Origin of the sequence: Bacillus cereus group sp. N31 (assembly GCF_016483245.1) — a bacterium.
GTDB lineage: Bacteria > Bacillota > Bacilli > Bacillales > Bacillaceae_G > Bacillus_A > Bacillus_A toyonensis.
On record NZ_JAEHCH010000013.1, the window covers coordinates 41,827 to 62,697 of the forward strand.

Genomic DNA, 20,871 nt, shown 5'->3' on the forward strand with positions numbered 1-20,871 from the left:
AAAACAAATAGAATGGAAGGTGATATTTCTCTTATCTTCCATTCTACTTATTCTCTTTATCCCTTTACACTATCTCGCATTTTCCCAAGTGCCTGCCGGTATATCCACCTCACTTGATAATATGTCATTCCCATTTCACAGGCTATTTCTCCCATCTTTTTCCCTACAAAAAATCGTTCCGAAATAATGTGCCTCTCCCTCTTATTTAACACACTCATAAAATCCTGTGCTCTCATTCCCGTTTCTTCAGACTCAAATTGTTCATCGTACTCTCCGACGCACACATACCTCTCCTGCATTACACATTCTTTCTTCAATCTTTCCAATATATAACCACGTACCGTTATCACCGCATAAGCAGGAAAACTTCCTTTCCCCTCCTCATATCTTTCATACGCATACCAAAGACCAATTAAACCACATTGATAATACTCTTCATGATCTTGATAAATACTTAACTTTTTTATTTGATTTACAATCATTCCCTCATACAAAACAACCGTCTCTGTAAAAGTCGCTGGCTTCACATAGTACCTATTTCTAAAAGGTATACCCCTTTGTTATTCCGCGGTACCTTTACAATATAAAAATAAAGAAGAGACTTCACTGTGAGTAATTTCAAATACTACCGAAGGAATTTGAAATTACACTAGGCAGTATTTGAAACTTTGTTGGTGGTATTTGAAGTAAGGGTAAAAATAAAAAAGGTGACTCTAGAGAGCCACCTTTTTTGTCAGATCATATTATACAGGAATATTTGGTAATATTTTTGCCATTAACACAACAAATGCAGCTAAGAATGCCGCTTTAATAATGAATAAAACAATAATTGGAATTGCTGCTTTCACTTTACTTAATCCAGCTGTAACTTGTAATCCTAACCAAATTAAAACTAAATTCCATAAATAGAACAATTCAATTGTATTACCTATTCCATATGCAAGTGAACCTTGGTCAAATAATGGTCCTAAACTTGTATACTGGGTTGCTCCACCATCTAAAATTAGGGCTATAATACCATTAATAAGTCCACCAATAATAAGAATAATATTAGTATATACAACAATCGTTAATAACTTCTTATAAGACGTATCATTTCCAAAGAACATCATAAATACTTTATAAATAGCTGCGACAAATAGCGCTCCAATCATCGCTCCAACAAAACCAGATCCAATTCCATAAATAACTTCTGATGTTATTGAACCCTTACCAGCAAGTTCACCTAATTCTTTCTGCATTTTAATCATTTCAGGTGACGTGTTCACAACATATGTTGTCAAACCACCTACAAGCCCTTGTAACAACGCAACTAAAAAGAACAGACCCCAAACTTTCTCGCTCGCCTTCATTCTCTCAAACTGTAAACCAGGAGAAGTAATCATTCCAAATAAAGACGGCTTCCCTCCGCCAACCTTTTGCGTATTCAAATTCGCTTCCATTATAACGCCTCCTTCTATTTATATAACCCGTTCTAACGGGCGGTTCACTTCCTCATTGTAAGAGGCTACGAACCGCCCACTAGAACGGTAATAGTGTAGTTCTACTACACTATTAATTACTCATAACGTAATGCTTCAATTGGATCTAATTTCGCAGCTTTGTTTGCTGGAATTAATCCAAAAACAATACCAAGTGTCATAGAGAATAGCACTCCTCCAACGACAACTTCCCATGAAACGAGCGGTGGCCACTTCGCAAATGTGGAAACGATATATGCCCCGCCATACCCAAGACCAATCCCGATTAAACCACCTAGAAGCGTTAACATAACTGCTTCAATTAAAAACTGTAATAAAATTTTACTACGCGTCGCTCCAAGTGCTTTACGTACTCCAATTTCGCGCGTACGTTCTGTTACAGATACGAGCATAATGTTCATAACACCAATACCACCAACGACTAGTGAAATACCAGCGATACCGCCGATAATCATTGTCATAATACCGGTCATCTTTGAAATACCTTCTTGAAGTTCTTTTAAATTCATAACTTCGTATTTACCAGTTGCATCACTCGGTTTACGACTGTTTAAGACATCTGCAGCTTTTTTACCTGCTTTTTCTAAGTTATCTACATTTTTTGCTTGAACAGAAATATTTTGAATTTCATCTTTTCCATACAGTGTCGGCCATAATGAAATTGGAATTAATGCTTCTGATGGTCCCATTCCCATAAACTCGTTATCTGATTTGTAGACACCGATAATTTGCATCGGTTGACCCTTCATTTCAATAATTTTACCGACTGGATTGGCATCCTTAAATACCTTTTCCTCCATTTGTTTACTAATCATGACAACGTTATTACCTTGATCCACATCTGATTCTTGTAAAGAACGTCCCTTTAACAACTTTACTTTATTTACTGAAAAATACTCACTGTCTAATCCAGTAATACTCACCATTTCTACTTTATCTTCAATATCAAGTGGTTCCATACTTGAATTTGTTGTTACAACATGTGAGATTTCTGGAATTTTTTTAATTTCAAAAATATCTTCTTCAGTTATTTTCGGTGCTTCTACCATCCCCATACCAAAAGGATCATTCATATCAGCACTATAATGAATCGGAACCGTTTGATTACCTGATCCAACAAATTGAGATTTCAATGCAGCTTCCCCGCCTTGCCCAATCGCAACGACGGTAATAATAGAGCCTACACCGATAATAATCCCAAGCATCGTCAAAGCCGAGCGTAGTTTATGAGCTAAAATAGACGATAAGGCAATTTTCATACTATCTAGTAAACTCATACTGCACACCTTCTATCTTCTGTAACTTTCCCGTCTCGCAGTACAATGCGGCGAGACGAATAAGCCGCTACTTCCTCTTCATGCGTAACCATAACAATTGTCGTACCTTCTGCATTAAGCTTCGTAAAAATATCCATAACTTGCTCACCAGACTTCGTATCTAGCGCACCAGTCGGCTCATCGGCCATAATGAACGTTGGGTTATTCGCAATTGCCCTTGCAATCGCTACACGTTGCTTCTGTCCACCTGATAATTCATTCGGTAAATGATGTACGCGGTCCGCTAATCCAACTTTACCTAACGCCTCTAAGGCACGCTTACGACGTTCTGCTTTCTTCACGCCACCGTATACGAGCGGAAGTTCAACATTTTCCACCGCAGAGAGACGCGGCAGTAAATTAAAATGCTGGAATACAAAGCCGATATATTCATTACGAATTAAAGCGAGCTTTGACTCGTCTGCTGTTAAGATATTCACATCATTCAGCATATATTCGCCTTCTGTTGGACGATCTAAACAACCAATAATGTTCATAAGCGTTGACTTACCAGAACCAGAAGGCCCCATAATCGAAACAAACTCACCACTCTGAATCGTTAAACTAATACCATGCAAAATCGGTACCGCAAGCTTTCCTTGATAATACGTCTTAGCAATATTATTTAGCGTAATCATTTCTCTTTCACTTCCATTCCGTCATACACGTTGTCGGAAGGATTTTTAACCACCTTTTGCCCCACTGTTACGCCTTCAGTAATCTCTGCCCAATCTCCATCAGTAGCACCCTTTTTCACATTTTGTTTACGAAGCTTTCCTTTTTCTTCGATATAAACAAATGCATCATCGTCTTTTTCTACAATGCTCTTACTTGGAACAGCAATCATCGTCTTATTCTCTAAGTTTACTTGTAATGAAACATGGTAACCTGGAGATAAACCGTCTTGGCTATCAAGACTTGCTTTATATGTATATTGGGACATATTTTGAGTTGCTTCACCTACACCACCAGCTTGACCCATCTCTGCACTCGTTGGGAATTCACTTACCTCTGTAATCTTACCTGTCCACTTCTTCTTATTATTTGCTTTCGCAGTTACAGTGAATGTTTGATCCTTTTGGATTTGTGACTTCTGAAGCTCTGTTAAAGTCCCTTGAACTTGGAACGGGTCTTTAGAAGCAACTTGTAAAAATGCCTTCCCTTGTCCACCTAACGCTTGAGATGAACTTTGCGCCGCATCTTTATCTAACTTTTGAACAACACCAGCAAAATTACTATAAATCGTAAGCTCTTTCTGCTTTTTATTTAACTCTTCTTTCTGTAACTTCCCTTTCTCTTTCTCAAGGTCAGTTGTTTTTTGCGCTATTTCTAACTCATTTACTTGCTCTTCCATCGGATCTGTTACTTCTTTCCCAGCTCCGCTATCTTTCACCTTCTTAATTTCTTTCTTGAGCGAATCAATCTTCTTTTTCCCTTGATCATAACGCATATCTGCCATCTTCTGATCAAGCTCAGCTTGCTTCATTTGAAGATTAATCTCTTCATTATCATAAGAGAATAACTTCGTACCTTTCTCTACCTCTTGTCCCTCTTTTACCTCAATATCTTTCACTTTTCCTTTGGCCGGATCCGCATAGAAACTTTCAATATTCCCAGGCTTCACCTGACCAGAAACTAACTTCGTATTATTCAGCTTACGCTCTGTCACTTTCTCAAAACTTACAGCATCAGCTGTTGTTGATGCGCCCTTCTTCTTACCTTGCATAATAAAAATATTAACTGCTGCCACAATAACAATTAGTGCAATAACTCCGATAATAATCCATTTTTTCTTCTTATTTGGAGTACGAACCGTATTTGGTAACATATTCTCTCTCCCTTTATAACTTAATAGTTTAATAAACACCACAATTGTATAAAACTTTCTGAAAAATATTCATATATTATTACAATCATTTTACAAAGTTTTACACATCCATTTATATTGTAACAAAAATTCCAATGATTAGAAATATGACATCTTGTCTTTTAAGATAGATTTAAGGAAATATTATATTATATAGAAAAAGCTATCCAATATAAAAATTGAATAGCTTTTCAAACAAAATATTACGCCGCTTTAGGATCTTTTCTCTCATGTCCACGTTGAACGATGAACAAGAAGACTGTTGATAAAATCGCACCTGTTAATAGTAAGATAAAGCAACCATCCCAGCCAGAACGATCAACAATAACACCAATTGCTGCGTTTGCTACAAGACTTCCGCCCACATAACCGAACAGACCACACATACCAACTGTCGTACCTACCGCAAATTTCGGTACTAATTCCATCGCACTTAAACCGATTAAGAACTGTGGTACGTAAATTAAACATCCGATAATAGAAACTGCAATACTTACAACAAGTACGCTAGTTGCTTGCCAATATACAAACGTACCAATAACAACTCCAACCATACTAATAATACACAATGGCATACGTTTCCCTTTAAATAATTTATCACTTAAAAGACCAACGATTAATGAACTTGGAATTGCCATACCTTCAAAGATTGCGTATGCTGCATGTGCTTCATTTTTTGAAAAACCTTTAACTGTCGTTAAATAAAGTGGAACCCAGTTAATAACACCGAAACGAATTAAATAAACAAATGCATTCGCAATACATAAGAACCATACAAATTTATTTTTTACTACATATTTCATTAAAATCTCTTTTGGTGACATCTTGTTAGCATTATCTGCTTTTTCAAGATTTTCATAGTCATTACGATACTCATCAATTGGAGGAAGACCTTCAGACTCTGGTGTATCCTTCGCATTGATCCAAACAAGAACTGAAATTACCATTGCGATAATCGCTGGGAAAATAAATACGCCGCCTTGCCAATGACTTTCACCGAAAATACCTACACCAATTCCGACAAGTGGTGGCACAAGCATTCCGCCAACGTTATGTGAAATATTCCAAATACCTGTTTTCGTACCGCGTTCTTTCTTTGAGAACCATTTCGTCATAACGATACTACAAGGTGGTGCTCCCATACCTTGTACAATACCGTTCAGGACAAGTAATGTAACAATCATTCCAAATGAAGATGCAAACCCGAAACAAATATTTACAAGCCCTGATAAGAATAATCCGACTGCGATAAAGCGCTGGGCAAAAGCTTTATCTGATAAATTCCCCATAAAGAACTTACTAAATCCATAAACAATCGCCATTACTGAACCTAGTAGTCCAATTTCAGCTGTACTAAAACCATATTCTTGTACTAAATACGTACTTGATAACGTAAAGTTACTGCGTACTAAATAATAAGCAGCATATCCAACAGAGATTCCGATTAGCACACGAATACGTAGTAACGTATATACTTTCGCGATCATATCCGCTGGTAATCTCTCAATTGCAGGTGCTGGCTTAAGCCATTTAAACATATACACTCGTCTCCTTTTCTCACTTTTGAGAGAGACGCTGTCTATTCCATATCTCGATTATTCCACTATTTGATATATTTTGGTTCGTCCTTCTAACCGGCTGTCCTTCTATTTCTTTCTCATTCTTCGCAAACATCGTTGGTACGCCAAACGAAACTTTTTCTAAAATGTGACCCGCTTCTTCTGATAAACAATAATCAATAAATAAATCCGCAATAATACCACTCGGTGCACGTTTTAGTTTCGAAATCGCATTGACAGACAAACCTGTTTGCTCAGGTTCGTTACTTAAAATAGGAAAGCCTCGTTTTTGAAGCATTCTCTGATCTCCCATAAAATTGATGCCTATCATATATTCACCACTTGCCACAAGTTCTGCTGGTATGTAACCATTCACCGTTACTTCTCCAACCTGTCCTGCAAGATGCTTCACATACGCCTTCGCTTCCTCTTCACCTAAAGTATCAATAAGTGATTGAAAAAACGTATATGCAGTACCCGAAACATTTGGATCTGGCATAACAATCTTTCCTGTGTACGCAGAGTTTAATAAATCTTGCCACCTGGATGGATACGGTAGGCCAAGCGGTGCTATTTCTTCGTTCCACCGCTCTTTATTAATTGCGATTGCCAATTTCTCTACTTCGTAACCGTACCAATAACCATCTTTATCTTTAACAGTTTTTGAAATACGATTCGCATGCTGGCTCGTCACAGGAATAGACAGATCTTTTTGCTTCATCATTTGATGTGCATCTACTGTACCGCCAATAATAATATCCGCTTTCGGATTTCCAGCTTCTTCTTCCACTCTTCGAAGAAGTTCTTCTGTCGAAAGACGAATAAATTCATACGTACATCCACGCGGTTTACAAAATGATGAAAGCAATGCCTCACCAACTTCCTCACGGGCCGCTACATATGCAACAAGATGACGATCATCCAAAATAGGGAGACCACTTTTATTATATTTAATAGAGGTTGTATCTCGAGAGCAACTAGACATCGCTCCTCCAATTACTAGCAAAAAGAAGAAAAAGGCTATCTTTCTCATGACGCATTCTCCTTTACGAATAACTCTGCTAAAGAGCCTTTCATATACATGACATTCCCGTTATTATCACCGAGGTATTGCACAACAAAGTACGATGGATACACAGAAATCGTAAGAATATCTTCACGCTCATTCTTTACATGCTTACCTGATTTATAAGCTGTAATATAAGCAATCGGTTCATTCTGTGATTGTAATAATTTCTGAATTTCTCCGTAATCTGTAATTTGTTTTGCGTACCGAATAGAATCAAGCATGTGCGTAAGATTGATAGTACGTACTACATTCCCTTGACGTACTATGACATCCTTTGCTGAAGCGAAGAAATCACTAATACGCTCGGGCGTGTAATACAGGCTTAACAAATACGTTTGAAATGCCGAGATCATCGGATCAGTGCCCTTCTTTCCGTATACGTTCGCCTCATACTGGAACAAGTCACCTACTGCAAAAGTACGCTTATGTCCATTCAAGTACGTTACTTCTCCAGTAAATACTTGTTCTTGGCTCTCTGCCTCTCTCGGTTCTATTCGAATTCGGTCAAAGAATGAAACAATTGTATGTAAACGAACTTCATCCGTTACAACAATTTCTCCCCACTTTTCATGTCTTACTTTCACTTCAATTGGAAGAGATTCGTTCACTCTTTGTAAAACGGCTTGTTTGTCATTCACAATTGTGATTCGATTATATGTTTGTTTCTCCACAACATAAAACAAAACAAGAGAAACAATGATACAAAAGACAAACATAAGAATTTGAAATGATAGCCTTTTCATTTCTGCCTACCTCCAAGATAAAAAAACGTTGTTTCGAAAATACCGCATAATTGTTTCATAAATGTATCATTTAACCGCTTTCAAGTTTTTTATGTCTTCCATTCGTCTTGGAAGCAAAAATGTAATAAATATCGTAGTACCAATCTCTTCACTGCTCTCAATTCGCACACTTCCGCCTTGCTTATTCATAATCTCCTGACAAATATACAAACCATAGCCGTTCCCATAACTAGAAGGAAGCATTTTCCCTCCTGGAGACCCATTCCACTCGGCAAGTACATCCTCATCTATACCGATACCATCATCATGAACAAAAACCTTCGCCTCATGCTCACTTACAATTACATTCATGCGAATTTGCGTAGCATCACTATATTTAATTGCATTATCAAGTACATTTAAAAAGATTTGCTTCGTCTTATCAAAATCCGCAACGACATGTACATCCGTTAACTCATTTATCACTTCAATCTCAAATTGCTGCAGACGAGGTTTCACAATTGAAACTGCTTCTTCTGCTAATTCTTTTATATTCACAACTGTAGGTGACACTTCAAACGTACTCGTCCCGTACTTTGAAGACTTAAGTAATTCCTCTACAAGTGATAATAGACGCTCACTTTCTACAGCTACATACCGGAGACTCTCTTGCACATCTTCCTTCGAGTGTAACTTCGGAATTAAATCAACATAACCGATAATTGCCGTAAGTGGTGTCTTCAACTCATGCGTAATACGGTCCAAGAAATCTTTCTGTTTCTCTTTTTCTTCCTTCAATTGCTTAATATGCAGTTCAATTCCATCAGCCATCACATTAAAGGATGCTGAAAGCTGTGCAATTTCCACATACTCATTTAGCTCAATCTTACTTTCATAATCGCCATTCGCAAGCCGCTTTGCCATTTGTCTCAACTGATCAATTGGCCTATGAAGAGACCTAGCTAAACGAACCGCAAAGAAAATACCTGCAGCCACTAAACAAAGAGATGTCATTAAAAAAGTCCAGCTCACATTTGTTAAAACTTCCTTCTCACCCGTTAACTCATCTATAAAACGAATACTCCCAATGACATCGTTTCCATAATAAACCGGGCTTGAAAACAAAAGAATGGGTGCTGGCTCTCCTTCCGCAAAAACATAAGCTTTCTTACCCTTCAAAGAACTCTCAATATCAATATTTCGATGAAGTAACGCTCCTTTTTGTGTATCTGCAACAACATCTCCATTCTTTCCTATCATCTGTACACGGACATCCATCCGCTTCGCTAAGTACGAAGCAATTAAAAGCGAATTCGGACCTAACGTCTCGATTTCTGCTTCTTTCTCTAAATAATTCATCGTATAAATTTGTGCCTCTACACTTAACTTCTCAAGAGAATCTGCTGCATTATGATACATATTCTTCTCTAGTGAAATATAAACAACCGTATACAAAAGAAAAAGAATTGGAATCAACAATCCAACTATTCCAAATACCATATTCCGTTTTAACGACATATCATCACCACTTAACAATCCAGCTTATAGCCAACGCCATAAATTGTTTTAATATATTCTCCGCTCGTACCAAGCTTCTTACGTAATCTTTGCACCATAATATCAACCGCTCTCGTATTTCCGATATACTCAAAGCCCCACACTTTCTCGAGTAACTCATCTCTCATAAATACACGCTGTGGATTTGAAACAAACAGCTGACATAAATTAAATTCTCGGTACGTTAACTGAATCTCTTGTCCGCTAACATGTAATTTTCTTTCCTTAGGACAAATTATTAACTCTCCAGCTCGAATTACTTCGTGGATTGCAGTGACCTCCTCCTTCTTCACACGCCGACTCATATTCTTCACACGAAGAATGAGCTCCGCATAATTGAAAGGCTTCGTTACATAATCATCCGCACCGAGTTGCAAGCCGAGCAATTTATCATTCATCTGACTCTTTGCAGTTAACATGAGTACTGGAATATCTCTATCCTTCTCACGGAACAAGCGAAGTAACTCATACCCATCTGTATCTGGAAGCATAACATCCAAAATCAATACATCCGGTCCTTCATTCCACTTTTCTAGCGCTTCTCTACCATCGGCCGCTACTAATACTTCATATCCTTCCATCTCTAACTGCATTCGAATCAAATTACGAATACTCGATTCATCATCAACTACAAGTATTTTCATCCTTATCCTCCTTCCATCTTGTATTATAGTACAGTTTAGTATAGCAAAAATCATACAAAAAAAGAGAGGATATTGTCGAACATATGTTGAACGACAATACCCTCTCTTTCACTTATTATATTTACTTAGCATATCCATTCGGTTGTTTTTGATGCCAATTCCAAGCATGCTCAATGATTGTTTTCACATTTACATACTTAGGATCCCATCCTAACTTCTCTTTCGCCTTCTGAGAAGAAGCAACTAAACGTGCTGGATCTCCCGCACGACGCGGTGCTACCTCAGCAGGAATTTCATGATTTGTAACTTCACGAACTGCATCAACGATTTCTTTTACACTGAAACCATTACCGTTTCCTAAGTTATAGAAATCACTTTCTCCGCCGTTTTGTAGGTCTTTAAGCCCTAAGAAATGAGCTGCTACTAAATCTTCAACATGAATATAATCACGAATACAAGTACCATCTGGTGTATTATAATCTTCACCAAACATCATAATTTTCTCACGTTGACCTAACGCCACTTGCAATACAAGAGGAATTAAATGCGTCTCTGGACGATGATCTTCCCCAATAATACCATTTGGAGTTGCACCAGCCACGTTAAAGTATCTGAAGACCTTATATTTTAAGTTTGACGCTTGGCTATACCAATGAAGCATTTTTTCAATTGCTAATTTTGTCTCGCCATACGTATTCGTTGGATTTGTTACAGTTTCCTCAGTAATAAGATCCACATCTACTTCGCCGTAAGTTGCCGCAGTAGAAGAAAAAATGAACTTATCTACTTTAAACTCGTCCATTACTTCTAATAAGCAAAGTGCGCCATACACGTTGTTGTTATAATATTGAAGAGGTTTCTCCATACTAACACCAACTAAAGAATCAGCCGCGAAATGCATAACCGCGTCAATATTTTCTTGTGTAAAGACGTCTCTTAAGAAACTTTTATCACGAAGGTCTCCTTTATAAAACTTTGCGCCTTCTGTAATGGCATCTTCATGACCTGTTTGTAAGTTATCCACTACTACTACAGATAAACCTTCATCTACTAATTTTTTCACAGCATGTGAACCGATGTAGCCAGCTCCGCCACAAACCAAAATTGAACTCATGTTATTCCTCCTATTATACTCAATACAACAAATATATAGTTTCTCTCATACATTTTATGCTTACCTATATTTTACCATAAACATTCATTTAAAATAATATAATGTGAACCGTAACGACAACTAACTTCTTAAAGTGGCAAGCTTCTCTTCAACCTTCTCTAAATCCTCGACAGAATCTATTTCAAAGCTGGCATTGCTATCAATTTCATATAAATGAACATTCAGATGACCAATATTATCTTTCACAATATTATCCCAATACAGCTCACTAAAGTCTTCTTGCTCCACTGCTTTTTCTAACTCTTTTACGATATAATCCGCATCGTCCTTACACCAATAGGAAAGGCCACATAAAATGTAATCATCATGACCGTCACCAATTTCAATATCGTACACTTTCTTGCTCTCATCGTGCTTAATAATCCATTCATTGCGGAAATCTTCTTTCCTTGCACTAAAGTATAAAGATGACTCTGGTTTTTCAATAAATATATTACGATGTAAATACACATCAGCATCTACCACATACGCATCTGCCAAATATTCACGCACTACATACATCGTATAAATATTGTTATACACATTATATTTATCGTTATATACAAGACGTATATTTTCATATTTATCAACAAGATAATTAAATTTTTCCGATAAATATCCAGTAACAACAATAATTTCATCTATACCAATCTCTTGTAAATATTCAATTTGTCGTTCTAGCATCGGTTTCCCGTTTACCTCTACTAATGACTTTGGTTTCGTTAATGTTAATGGGCGCAAGCGTGTCCCCATACCAGCTGCTAATAAAATCGCTCTCATGCTACCTCTCCTCTATATTTCTTTCTCTTAATAAATTCATTTGCATCCGCGACTGTTAAAACAGCCCCTACAATAATGAATAAACAACAAATAATTAATTTCCAAGAAAATGGTGTTCCCATTACTAATATAGAAATCCAAATCGCCCAAGCTGAATATGTAATATTCAGCCCCATAGCTTTCGTTGGGCCCAGTTCATGGATTGCTTTATAGTAAAAAATGTACGAAGCCGTCCCAATTAACGCCACAAAGATAATTAAGATAAATTCACTACTTACCATAACTTCTTTCGTTAAAAAATGCCCGCCTAATGTCGGTAAAATGATCAGTCCATATGTTACAGACGAAACAAGTTGGCGAATTTGCAACGCCTCTTCTGGCGAGACTTCCCCATCCTTCATACCGTAGGCACAAATAACACATTCTAACCCCCAACCTATAATACAAATCAAAACAAAAATAAAACCTAACATGTAGTTTTGTGTTGCAAATCCATCACCGGTAAAGCCAAGAATAATAATACTACTAATGCTTATTACAAGCCCTAACCAATTCCAAGAGCGTAAACGTTCTTTTAAAAACATAAATGCAAAAAATGCTCCAACGGCTGGATATATGGCTGAAATTGCTGCCGTATACGAAGCCCCTATATACTTTACAGCTAATACATAAAACGTCATCCCTAAAGGTCCGCCCATTAAAGCACCTAACATTACGAAACGACCACTTCTTGTTTTTAATTTAGAAAGCGCTGTTCGTAATTGACCTTTAAGTCCCATATAGACCATCATCCACAATGTCGACATAAAATCATGTAAAAAGGTGCTAACAAGCGGCGCAAGGAATATAACTTGCTCCGTTTCCAACATAACTGTCGAGGATAATATAATTCCAATTAAAACCGTATCTATAGCCCAAGCAAATCCGGAGAACACACCATAAAAAATCCCTCTACTTTGCTTTCGATTCATACTGGTATCCTCCATAGTACTCTAAAAATAACTGTAAATTTTCTTTTGCACGCGTATAACGATCCATTCCATATGTTCCGAAATCACTACCCGCTGCTTCTTTAATCTTTGTCCAAATACTCCATAAAAAGTCTTGGAAAATTTTATTTAATAAGATTCTTTGTCGATGCATTTCTTCTACTTTTCCATTAAAATAGTAATCTAAAAATAACTCTTCATCTTCAGCTGAGAATTCACACTCTAAACTATGCGCTGCAATATCCCACATCGGATCATTCAAGCCGCCATACTCCCAGTCGATTAAATACATCTTGTTTTCTCCGTTTTTCACAAAGTTTTCAGCAACAGTATCATTATGGCAAGGTGTTAACTGAACATCCATTTTCTCATACATTGCTTTTAATCGCATAACTTGCTTCTTTACCTTTTTATAATCAGCAAAGTTTGAACCATTTGATTTACTTAATAAACCTTCATAATGCTCAATTTTCTCAAATACATTAAACGTATTACTCATCGCTGCACTTGATTCATGTAATTCCTTCAAAATAGCTGCCGTTAACTGCATATTATCGCTACGTCGCGCCGTTTTCGGATTCAATGTTTCTGCATTTGAAATAAGCTCTGCTAACTTCACACCTGTTTCTTCATTAAAGTATAGAAGCTCAGCGTCAATTCCTAGCTCACTTGCCAAATTAGAATTCACCATTTCATCATGACGACTAATCATTTCTTCCGTACCGCTTCCTGGAATACGAAGTACATATTCTGAATCCCCGACACTTACCTTGAAATTCGTATTTGTCATACCACCAAATGGTTGAATATTTGTAATAGCATCTTCTGAAATATTTAAAGCCTCCATAACGTGGCCTTTAATTTGTTTTTCTTTAAACTCTGCTTCTTTTCTCAATAAACGAGGGTAAATTTTATTCCTCACAACTTCATATTGCTGTTTTGTATCAATTTCTGCCCATACAATATTTTGTAATTTGATATGCCCAATATCATATGTTCTCGCAACATCAAGAAGTAAATACTCATAATTCACATACGGATTTTGATTATGATTAAACAACTCCAACATATTAAGAAAAACATCATAAGAAAGTTTTGAAATTCCAATCATCTCGCCATCAATACGATTTAATTGATGAACATCTTTCGAGATTTTATACAAATTCCCGTTTTGAATCTCTACAAATGCCTCATCACCAGAACCACTTTCATTCGTAATCAATACACAGTCCCGTTCCGGATATTGTAGCAATTGAGAAATCGCATCTTCTTCTATTAAAATATCATCTTCAATTAATAGAAAATCATCTGTAATTAAACTTTGAACACTTGAAAGTGAAGCCATAGAGCCTGTCCATTTATATTTTGGATTTTCTACAAAGTATACTCCTTGCTCTTTATTCCAAGAAGCAAATTTTTCTTTTTTATATCCAGAAACAATAACAACTTTTTCAATTCCGTTATTGTGTAATATCTCTAAATTTCGATTTAAAAGTATTTTATCACCAATGGATAATAACCCAGATGGTTTACCTAATTCCTTACGATTTCCTGCCGCAAGAATAACTGCTTGCTTAACTTTTTTATACTCTCGCTGATGAATACGAATCTTTTTTTTCTGCAGTGTAGCTAACTCGCTCTGCAAAAATTTAAGACCCTGTTCTTTCACATAATAACTTATATGTTTTCCATTTTTTTCACTAACAACATAATTTTTTTTCGTCAAATCATTTATAATATAATTCACTTTTCCGGTAGATATCCCACTACGTTCTGCAATTTTCTTCTGACTTAAATGTGGTTCTTTATTAATAATTTCTAATATATCAATCATATGTTGCATATGTGGTCCCCCATAACATCGATAATACATTCAAAATTTGAACGCAACATTAATATTATCACTAATAAGGCGGAATGTAAATTTGTTGTAAAATTTCAGTAAATACAGTTTTACATTTCTCCTATCATCTAAAATAAAAAGAAGTGCCCCTGCTTATTTTGCACAGGGGCACTTCTTTTTATTTATAAATAGCCTCAACGTTATTGGCTGACACAACCTTAATATTACTAGCAGAATTTGCAAAATCCCAATTCTCATCCTTAATCATATAATTAGGACCATAGTTTTCAATAAGATACTCTTCGACATTTGAAGGAACCGGGAATTCTTCGCCCTTGAATGGCATTAATTTCGTTCCTAACAATGTAGAACTTGCTGTTTTTGTTTTCCAGCCTGTAAGGATCTTTTCAGTTCCTCTTTCCTGCGTCGACATCTCATCCGTTCCTTCAAAGAAGTAACACCATACTTTATTAGGATCTTCCGAAAAATAATAGAAAAGATCGATATGAGTTCCTTTATAAGTGAAAGTTTGCTCTACAACATGGCCATCAACTGTGAACTCCCTAAACGTCTTAACACCTTTATCATTTAACGTTTTCTCTAGTGCTCTTTTCTTCTCTTCACTTATATTAAAAGTACCAATATCCATATCTAAATCATGGCTTATGAAATCTTTTTCTCGCACAGCGCCAAGTAACGTGCCATAATCTAACCAAAATTCTTGGTCATGCTCCTTAAAAGCTTCTTGCACTAATAGTAAACACTCTACTCCATATTGTTTAATATTGTTTCGTACTAATTGCAATTGCTTATTCGCACGATATTCTAAAGGCTTTTTTAACAATGTACGAACTAGCTTATTTCCTTCAATAAATTTTCTAATTTCTTGTTTAAATCCCATATAAAAATCCTCGCAATAACATCTATTTAAAGTAATATAACGGAATAAAATCACTCACATATCTCCGTTATTTTCTCCGTTTCCTACACCATCATACTATTTGACACCACATTTTTCAAAGGGAAAGTCAGATTTTTGGAGTGATCGTGTTGTATAAATGAAAATAGATTACTTATGCTATAACAAATTAACCCTTACGCTTAGACAGTAACCCCGTACTTACATAAATAAAAGGTATACGATTTCTCGCATACCTTTGGTGTATCTTTCATTACTTAGCCACGAAATAATCCGTTACATATTGTGCCCAAACTTCATGTCCTTTAGCACTTGGGAAACCAAACTCTTCTTGTAAGTACGGTAAAATAGCCTTTGTTGCTGCATCAGGCCATGCTCCCCAATGATCAACATATGTATAACCATTTTGCGTCGCAAATTGCTTTAATGCCTCAATTGCTTTCGGATAATTCTTCGCACCATACACTGGGTTTGATGGTTGAATCATAATTGTAGCGCCTTTTGCACTAGTAGAAAGTGCTTGAACAAACTTCTGTGTACTCGCAACAGAGTTCCCATTACCAGTTTTACCGTTATCAGTAATAAATGGTGGCTCAAATAAAATCACATCTGGCTTGTCTTTCGCGATCTCTTTATCACGCTTATTCGCGATTAACTCTTCTGTGCTTTCACCCTTATATTCCTTTACTGTCACATTCCATAAATCTTTACCGTAAGCAGTTTCTAAATTAGCTGTTAACTTAGCTGCCCAAGCTTCTTTTTCAGATGAAGAAGCTTCATCACCAACAATAACAAGATTCACTGCCTTTTTCTCTTTATCAGCTTTCTTCAACTTCTCTTTCACTTCATCTGGCAAATTCTTCGCATATGCTTCATTAAAAGATGACTTCGCATCTTGCTTTTTCTCTGCTTTTTTCTCTTCTTTCTTCGCTCCGCTATCTTTCACTTCAGCCTTTGTCTTCGTTACTTCACTCGTCTGTCCTGTTGCATTTGCAACTTTCTTATTCCAGTACAATTTACCGCTTACAATCGAAGCAACAAACAATACAAAAACAACAAGAACAAGTACCGCTTTCTTATTCATCGATTCACCTCATCTATTAATCTCACAACATATAATATTAATATAAATCCATGCAAAAATAAACCCAACTCCTTCCAAAGGAGTTGGGTTATTACATATTATTTAGTCACTTCAAGATGCGCTCTTAACTTATTCGTTATATCTTGTTTCGCTGCATCTGGAACATAGTAATACCAAATGCCATCAGCGGCTTTATGGCCGTCGCCTGGGATTTGGATATCTTCACTGTTTTGCAGACAATTTTTATAATTCTTTTGCATATCAAACATTTGATCTTGCGTTAAGTTTGTCTTCACATTCTTTTGAATTGCTGTTAACACATCACCGTAGCTCGATAAAGAAGAGAAGCTTGCGCCTTTCTTAATAACAGCTTGCATTACTTGGCGCTGACGCATTTGACGACCGAAGTCACCGCGTGGATCTTCTTTACGCATACGTGTAAATGCTAGAGCTTGATCACCGGTTAAATGCACATTACCTTTAGCAAAGTGATGACCATTTTGTGTGAATTCTAAATCATTATTTACGTCTACACCACCAACTGCATCAACGATATCTTTAAAGCCTTCCATGTTCACTTCAATATAGTAGTTAATCGGAACATTCAAGAATTTTTCCACTGTCGCTACAGACATGTCTACGCCACCAAATGCATAGGCGTGGTTGATTTTATCGCTTTTTCCTTTTCCAACAATTTCTGTATATGTATCACGAGGAATACTTACCGTTTTCATTGAATTAGTTTTAGGATTTAGCGTGATAACCATTAAAGAATCTGAACGACCTTTATCATCACCGCGTTCATCTGCCCCTAATAATAATATTGAAACCGGTTCAGATTTACTAATTTTTTCTTCTTGTTTATTATCTTGGTCACGCTTTAACGGCTTATGAACTTCATCTAATGTTTTTGAGACTTTTGAATATACATTATAGGCATATAATCCTCCACCTATAACCAATATCCCAATAATTCCTAAAATCAAAAATAGAATTTTCTTTTTCATCTCTTAATCCTTCCTTTTATCTATATACTAACTCATTATACTAAGATTTAGCAAAATAAGCATTTTGTTTTATCCTACTTTGTGATAGGCCTTACTTACTTGTAACTTGTAATATGACTAAAGATAATTTAGATGAAAATCAATCTACCATTAATACTATTAGATTTCTATATATAAGTATTACCTTTTCACTAAGTATTAATCTATAAATCATTCCCAAATTAATAATAGTGTACTAACCAACATATTAAAATCTATTCTTAATTATATACCCAATTCTTTTTCAACTGTCACTAATGCTGAACCAATGATTTGATGCATATCATAATATTTATAGGTAGCTAATCGACCACCAAATATCACATTTTCTTCTTTATCAGCTAGTTCTTTATATTTTTTATATAAATCTGTATTCTTTTTGTTATTAATCGGATAGTATGGCTCATCACCTGGTTTCCATTCAGAAGGATATTCTTTTGTAATTACAGTTTTGTCTTGAGAGCCAAATTCGAAATGTTTATGCTCAATAATTCTAGTATATGGCGTTTCTCTATCTGTGTAGTTAACGACCGCATTTCCTTGGTAATTGTCAATATTAGATATTGTTTCATTCTCAAACTGTAAACTTCTATACTCCAACACACCATATTTATAATCAAAAAATTGATCAACCATCCCAGTAAATACTATTTTTTGAGCCAGTCCTTCTAACTCTTGTCTGTTTTTAAAGAAATCTACTCCTAATCTAACTTCACTATTTTCAAGCATTTTTTCTATAATCACGTTATATCCACCAATAGGAATACCTTGATACTTGTCATTAAAATAATTATTATCATAAGTAAAACGAACTGGTAATCGATTAATAATAAATGAAGGTAGTTCTGTTGCAGAGCGTCCCCACTGTTTTTCAGTATAACCTTTAATCAATTTCTCATAAATATCAGTTCCCACTAGAGAAATAGCCTGTTCTTCTAAATTTTTAGGCTCTGTAATTTTAGAGTCTTTTTTTTGTTCTTCAATTTTTTCTTTAGCTTCTTGGGGTGTTATTACCCCCCATAACTTATTAAACGTATTCATATTAAAAGGTAGGTTGTAAATTTCTCCTTTGAAATTTGCAACTGGAGAATTTGTATATCTATTAAATTCAACAAAATCATTTACATAATCCCATATTTTTTTATTATTAGTATGGAAAATATGAGCTCCATATTTATGAACATTTATACCTTCAATATTTTCAGTATACACATTTCCACCAATGTGATTTCTTTTATCAATAACAAGACACTTCTTACCCTTTTTTGATGCTTCATGAGCGAATACTGCTCCAAATAAACCTGCTCCTACAATTAAATAATCATACATATTATTCACCTTTTTTTTTCATTATTTTATAAACAAATCCAAGCAGTAACTCATCCTTCAATAATAATAAAACACTTAAATAAATAATAGCTCCAACTATTACCTGTATTAGAGTAGTTAAAAATGCGCCTTCAAAATATCTACCTAACAAAATGAGACTTAGTCCCATAATTATTGAGGTTGCACCATATCTAATAAAATACCGCAATGCATTCCTTAAATTAATATATTTGGACACAAAAAACAGCTGTATAATTGCAACCGTTACTTCTGCACTAACCGTCGCAATCGCGGTTCCTATACTAGCAAACGAACTAACTAATAGTATGTTTACAAATATACTCACTATAGCTCCAATACTTACAGACAAAGTTAACTTATTATTTTGGTTTGTAGGAAGCAGTATTTGCATTCCAAACACATTTGAAAGACCAATAAAAATTATTATAGGACTGAGTATTATTATAAGAATTTCAACCTTTCCGTATCCTGGACCAAAGAACCAAGAAGTAAAGCTTGTAGATATAGTAGCAATCCCTATAGACATTGGTATTGTCATAAGAAGAACATATCTTAATACTATATTGCTGTAGTATATGATTTTTTCCGAATTCCCTCTCGCATATTCCGCAGCGATTCTTGGAAGCATAACTGTACTTAACCCTGTTACTATACTTAAAGTTACCTTTATAATTTTCATCGCTTGATCATAGAAGCCTACCTCTGCTTCTGTAGAAAAATTACCCAAAATTATTCTATCCACAATTATATACAGTTGAATAATAAACTGAGGTAAAAATATAACGAGCACTGGTCTCCAATGTTCGCTTACCTTGTTTAGAGTCACCTTTACAAACTTTATATATTTAAAAACTTGTACCCATATTATAAGTTGTCCTAGAACGTTTGTTATAGCAATAATAAAAACGTAAAGGGCTAAATCACCTTTATCTTTTATAAAGACAAATGTTAGAACAACCGCAGACAAACGAACAATAATGTTTCTTGTAACTGCCTTTTTTAATTCTTCTAACCCTATAAACAGCCATGAAACATCTATCATGGCTGCAAATAACATAAGCCATTGGATATAAAAAACAAATTGATTTTCTTTAATATAGAAATGTACAAAGAATATATATATAATTGAAAAGAAAATCGAACAAAATAATTGTATTAGGTAAATCGACCAAAATTCTTCAGACAATTTTGTAATTCCTTTATGCTTGATCCTTGCAATTTGTCTATTACCATAAAGTGGAATTCCTAAAACTGCAAACAAAATAAAAAATTGAACTATAGAATATGAATAAGCATTTATTCCAATACCCCCTGGACCTAAAACCCTCGAAACATAAGGCATTGTAACTAAAGGAATAATTAATATAAGCAACTGATATACTAAATTATATATATAATTTAAAGTTAATTTATTCATTTGATTTCCTTTACAAATCAATATTTTCACATGAATTTCAAATACAACATCATAATAATTGCATATGAATTACTA

General features: G+C 35.4%; 19 protein-coding genes. All 19 read right to left on the bottom strand.

Annotation, left to right across the window (positions count from 1 at the left end; all coding sequences use genetic code 11):
• Nucleotides 1-56: 56 nt before the first annotated feature.
• Nucleotides 57-527, bottom strand: a complete 471-nt coding sequence (locus tag JDS81_RS16755) for a sigma-70 family RNA polymerase sigma factor (RefSeq protein ID WP_097879139.1) — start codon at nucleotides 525-527, stop codon at nucleotides 57-59.
• Nucleotides 528-743: 216 nt separating this feature from the next.
• A complete protein-coding gene (gene yknW / locus JDS81_RS16760) occupies nucleotides 744-1,442 on the bottom strand; it encodes a YknW family membrane protein (protein ID WP_097955094.1) in 699 nt (232 codons plus the stop codon).
• A gap of 116 nt (nucleotides 1,443-1,558) precedes the next feature.
• Nucleotides 1,559-2,758 (bottom strand): ABC transporter permease, encoded by a 1,200-nt coding sequence (locus tag JDS81_RS16765; RefSeq protein WP_000054399.1) that lies wholly within the window; start codon nucleotides 2,756-2,758, stop codon nucleotides 1,559-1,561.
• Nucleotides 2,755-3,435 carry an ABC transporter ATP-binding protein gene (locus JDS81_RS16770; protein WP_000631624.1) on the bottom strand — a complete coding sequence of 227 codons (681 nt, stop codon included), beginning with the start codon at nucleotides 3,433-3,435 and terminating at the stop codon, nucleotides 2,755-2,757. The genes JDS81_RS16765 and JDS81_RS16770 overlap by 4 nt, the downstream gene beginning before the upstream one ends.
• Nucleotides 3,432-4,625, bottom strand: coding sequence for an efflux RND transporter periplasmic adaptor subunit (locus JDS81_RS16775; protein ID WP_098145646.1), 1,194 nt, complete (start codon nucleotides 4,623-4,625; stop codon nucleotides 3,432-3,434). Before JDS81_RS16775 ends, JDS81_RS16770 begins: the two co-directional genes overlap by 4 nt.
• A gap of 242 nt (nucleotides 4,626-4,867) precedes the next feature.
• Nucleotides 4,868-6,202: an MFS transporter gene (pgtP, locus tag JDS81_RS16780; protein ID WP_000477572.1), complete on the bottom strand. Its 1,335-nt coding sequence runs from the start codon at nucleotides 6,200-6,202 to the stop codon at nucleotides 4,868-4,870.
• Between the two features lie 19 nt (nucleotides 6,203-6,221).
• The gene (locus tag JDS81_RS16785) at nucleotides 6,222-7,256 is read right to left on the bottom strand and encodes an ABC transporter substrate-binding protein (RefSeq protein WP_097954604.1); all 1,035 of its coding nucleotides are present in this window, start codon (nucleotides 7,254-7,256) and stop codon (nucleotides 6,222-6,224) included.
• The gene (locus tag JDS81_RS16790; protein ID WP_000826601.1) at nucleotides 7,253-8,035 is read right to left on the bottom strand and encodes a DUF3919 family protein; all 783 of its coding nucleotides are present in this window, start codon (nucleotides 8,033-8,035) and stop codon (nucleotides 7,253-7,255) included. Before JDS81_RS16790 ends, JDS81_RS16785 begins: the two co-directional genes overlap by 4 nt.
• A gap of 66 nt (nucleotides 8,036-8,101) precedes the next feature.
• Entirely contained in the window at nucleotides 8,102-9,532 is a 1,431-nt protein-coding gene (locus JDS81_RS16795; RefSeq protein WP_097954603.1) for a sensor histidine kinase, read from the bottom strand.
• An 11-nt stretch (nucleotides 9,533-9,543) separates the two neighbouring features.
• Nucleotides 9,544-10,215 carry a response regulator transcription factor gene (locus JDS81_RS16800; RefSeq protein WP_097879134.1) on the bottom strand — a complete coding sequence of 224 codons (672 nt, stop codon included), beginning with the start codon at nucleotides 10,213-10,215 and terminating at the stop codon, nucleotides 9,544-9,546.
• A gap of 121 nt (nucleotides 10,216-10,336) precedes the next feature.
• Nucleotides 10,337-11,329 carry a UDP-glucose 4-epimerase GalE gene (gene galE, locus JDS81_RS16805; protein WP_000095039.1) on the bottom strand — a complete coding sequence of 331 codons (993 nt, stop codon included), beginning with the start codon at nucleotides 11,327-11,329 and terminating at the stop codon, nucleotides 10,337-10,339.
• A 120-nt stretch (nucleotides 11,330-11,449) separates the two neighbouring features.
• A complete protein-coding gene (locus JDS81_RS16810; protein ID WP_001201615.1) occupies nucleotides 11,450-12,148 on the bottom strand; it encodes a sugar phosphate nucleotidyltransferase in 699 nt (232 codons plus the stop codon).
• Nucleotides 12,145-13,119, bottom strand: a complete 975-nt coding sequence (locus tag JDS81_RS16815) for a DMT family transporter (RefSeq protein ID WP_001080586.1) — start codon at nucleotides 13,117-13,119, stop codon at nucleotides 12,145-12,147. The genes JDS81_RS16810 and JDS81_RS16815 overlap by 4 nt, the downstream gene beginning before the upstream one ends.
• Nucleotides 13,100-14,980 carry a phosphocholine cytidylyltransferase/choline kinase family protein gene (locus JDS81_RS16820; RefSeq protein WP_097954602.1) on the bottom strand — a complete coding sequence of 627 codons (1,881 nt, stop codon included), beginning with the start codon at nucleotides 14,978-14,980 and terminating at the stop codon, nucleotides 13,100-13,102. The genes JDS81_RS16815 and JDS81_RS16820 overlap by 20 nt, the downstream gene beginning before the upstream one ends.
• Nucleotides 14,981-15,158: 178 nt before the next feature.
• Nucleotides 15,159-15,881: a LicD family protein gene (locus JDS81_RS16825; protein WP_000505982.1), complete on the bottom strand. Its 723-nt coding sequence runs from the start codon at nucleotides 15,879-15,881 to the stop codon at nucleotides 15,159-15,161.
• 271 nt (nucleotides 15,882-16,152) lie between these two features.
• Entirely contained in the window at nucleotides 16,153-16,983 is an 831-nt protein-coding gene (locus JDS81_RS16830; RefSeq protein WP_097954601.1) for an SGNH/GDSL hydrolase family protein, read from the bottom strand.
• 98 nt (nucleotides 16,984-17,081) lie between these two features.
• Nucleotides 17,082-17,990, bottom strand: coding sequence for a polyisoprenyl-teichoic acid--peptidoglycan teichoic acid transferase TagU (gene tagU / locus JDS81_RS16835; protein WP_000727031.1), 909 nt, complete (start codon nucleotides 17,988-17,990; stop codon nucleotides 17,082-17,084).
• Nucleotides 17,991-18,254: 264 nt separating this feature from the next.
• Nucleotides 18,255-19,358: a UDP-galactopyranose mutase gene (glf, locus tag JDS81_RS16840; RefSeq protein WP_000272500.1), complete on the bottom strand. Its 1,104-nt coding sequence runs from the start codon at nucleotides 19,356-19,358 to the stop codon at nucleotides 18,255-18,257.
• Nucleotide 19,359: 1 nt separating this feature from the next.
• A complete protein-coding gene (locus JDS81_RS16845; protein WP_097954600.1) occupies nucleotides 19,360-20,796 on the bottom strand; it encodes an oligosaccharide flippase family protein in 1,437 nt (478 codons plus the stop codon).
• Nucleotides 20,797-20,871: the final 75 nt, after the last annotated feature.

Excerpts from the sequence above, each read along its gene's own strand:
- yknW (WP_097955094.1), bottom strand. The coding sequence starts at position 1,442 with ATGGAAGCGAATTTGAATACGCAAAAGGTTGGCGGAGGGAAGCCGTCT.
- JDS81_RS16765 (WP_000054399.1), bottom strand. The coding sequence starts at position 2,758 with ATGAGTTTACTAGATAGTATGAAAATTGCCTTATCGTCTATTTTAGCT.
- JDS81_RS16770 (WP_000631624.1), bottom strand. The coding sequence starts at position 3,435 with ATGATTACGCTAAATAATATTGCTAAGACGTATTATCAAGGAAAGCTT.
- JDS81_RS16775 (WP_098145646.1), bottom strand. The coding sequence starts at position 4,625 with ATGTTACCAAATACGGTTCGTACTCCAAATAAGAAGAAAAAATGGATT.
- pgtP (WP_000477572.1), bottom strand. The coding sequence starts at position 6,202 with ATGTTTAAATGGCTTAAGCCAGCACCTGCAATTGAGAGATTACCAGCG.
- JDS81_RS16785 (WP_097954604.1), bottom strand. The coding sequence starts at position 7,256 with ATGAGAAAGATAGCCTTTTTCTTCTTTTTGCTAGTAATTGGAGGAGCG.
- JDS81_RS16790 (WP_000826601.1), bottom strand. The coding sequence starts at position 8,035 with ATGAAAAGGCTATCATTTCAAATTCTTATGTTTGTCTTTTGTATCATT.
- JDS81_RS16795 (WP_097954603.1), bottom strand. The coding sequence starts at position 9,532 with ATGTCGTTAAAACGGAATATGGTATTTGGAATAGTTGGATTGTTGATT.
- JDS81_RS16800 (WP_097879134.1), bottom strand. The coding sequence starts at position 10,215 with ATGAAAATACTTGTAGTTGATGATGAATCGAGTATTCGTAATTTGATT.
- galE (WP_000095039.1), bottom strand. The coding sequence starts at position 11,329 with ATGAGTTCAATTTTGGTTTGTGGCGGAGCTGGCTACATCGGTTCACAT.
- JDS81_RS16810 (WP_001201615.1), bottom strand. The coding sequence starts at position 12,148 with ATGAGAGCGATTTTATTAGCAGCTGGTATGGGGACACGCTTGCGCCCA.
- JDS81_RS16815 (WP_001080586.1), bottom strand. The coding sequence starts at position 13,119 with ATGAATCGAAAGCAAAGTAGAGGGATTTTTTATGGTGTGTTCTCCGGA.
- JDS81_RS16820 (WP_097954602.1), bottom strand. The coding sequence starts at position 14,980 with ATGCAACATATGATTGATATATTAGAAATTATTAATAAAGAACCACAT.
- JDS81_RS16825 (WP_000505982.1), bottom strand. The coding sequence starts at position 15,881 with ATGGGATTTAAACAAGAAATTAGAAAATTTATTGAAGGAAATAAGCTA.
- JDS81_RS16830 (WP_097954601.1), bottom strand. The coding sequence starts at position 16,983 with ATGAATAAGAAAGCGGTACTTGTTCTTGTTGTTTTTGTATTGTTTGTT.
- tagU (WP_000727031.1), bottom strand. The coding sequence starts at position 17,990 with ATGAAAAAGAAAATTCTATTTTTGATTTTAGGAATTATTGGGATATTG.
- glf (WP_000272500.1), bottom strand. The coding sequence starts at position 19,358 with ATGTATGATTATTTAATTGTAGGAGCAGGTTTATTTGGAGCAGTATTC.
- JDS81_RS16845 (WP_097954600.1), bottom strand. The coding sequence starts at position 20,796 with ATGAATAAATTAACTTTAAATTATATATATAATTTAGTATATCAGTTG.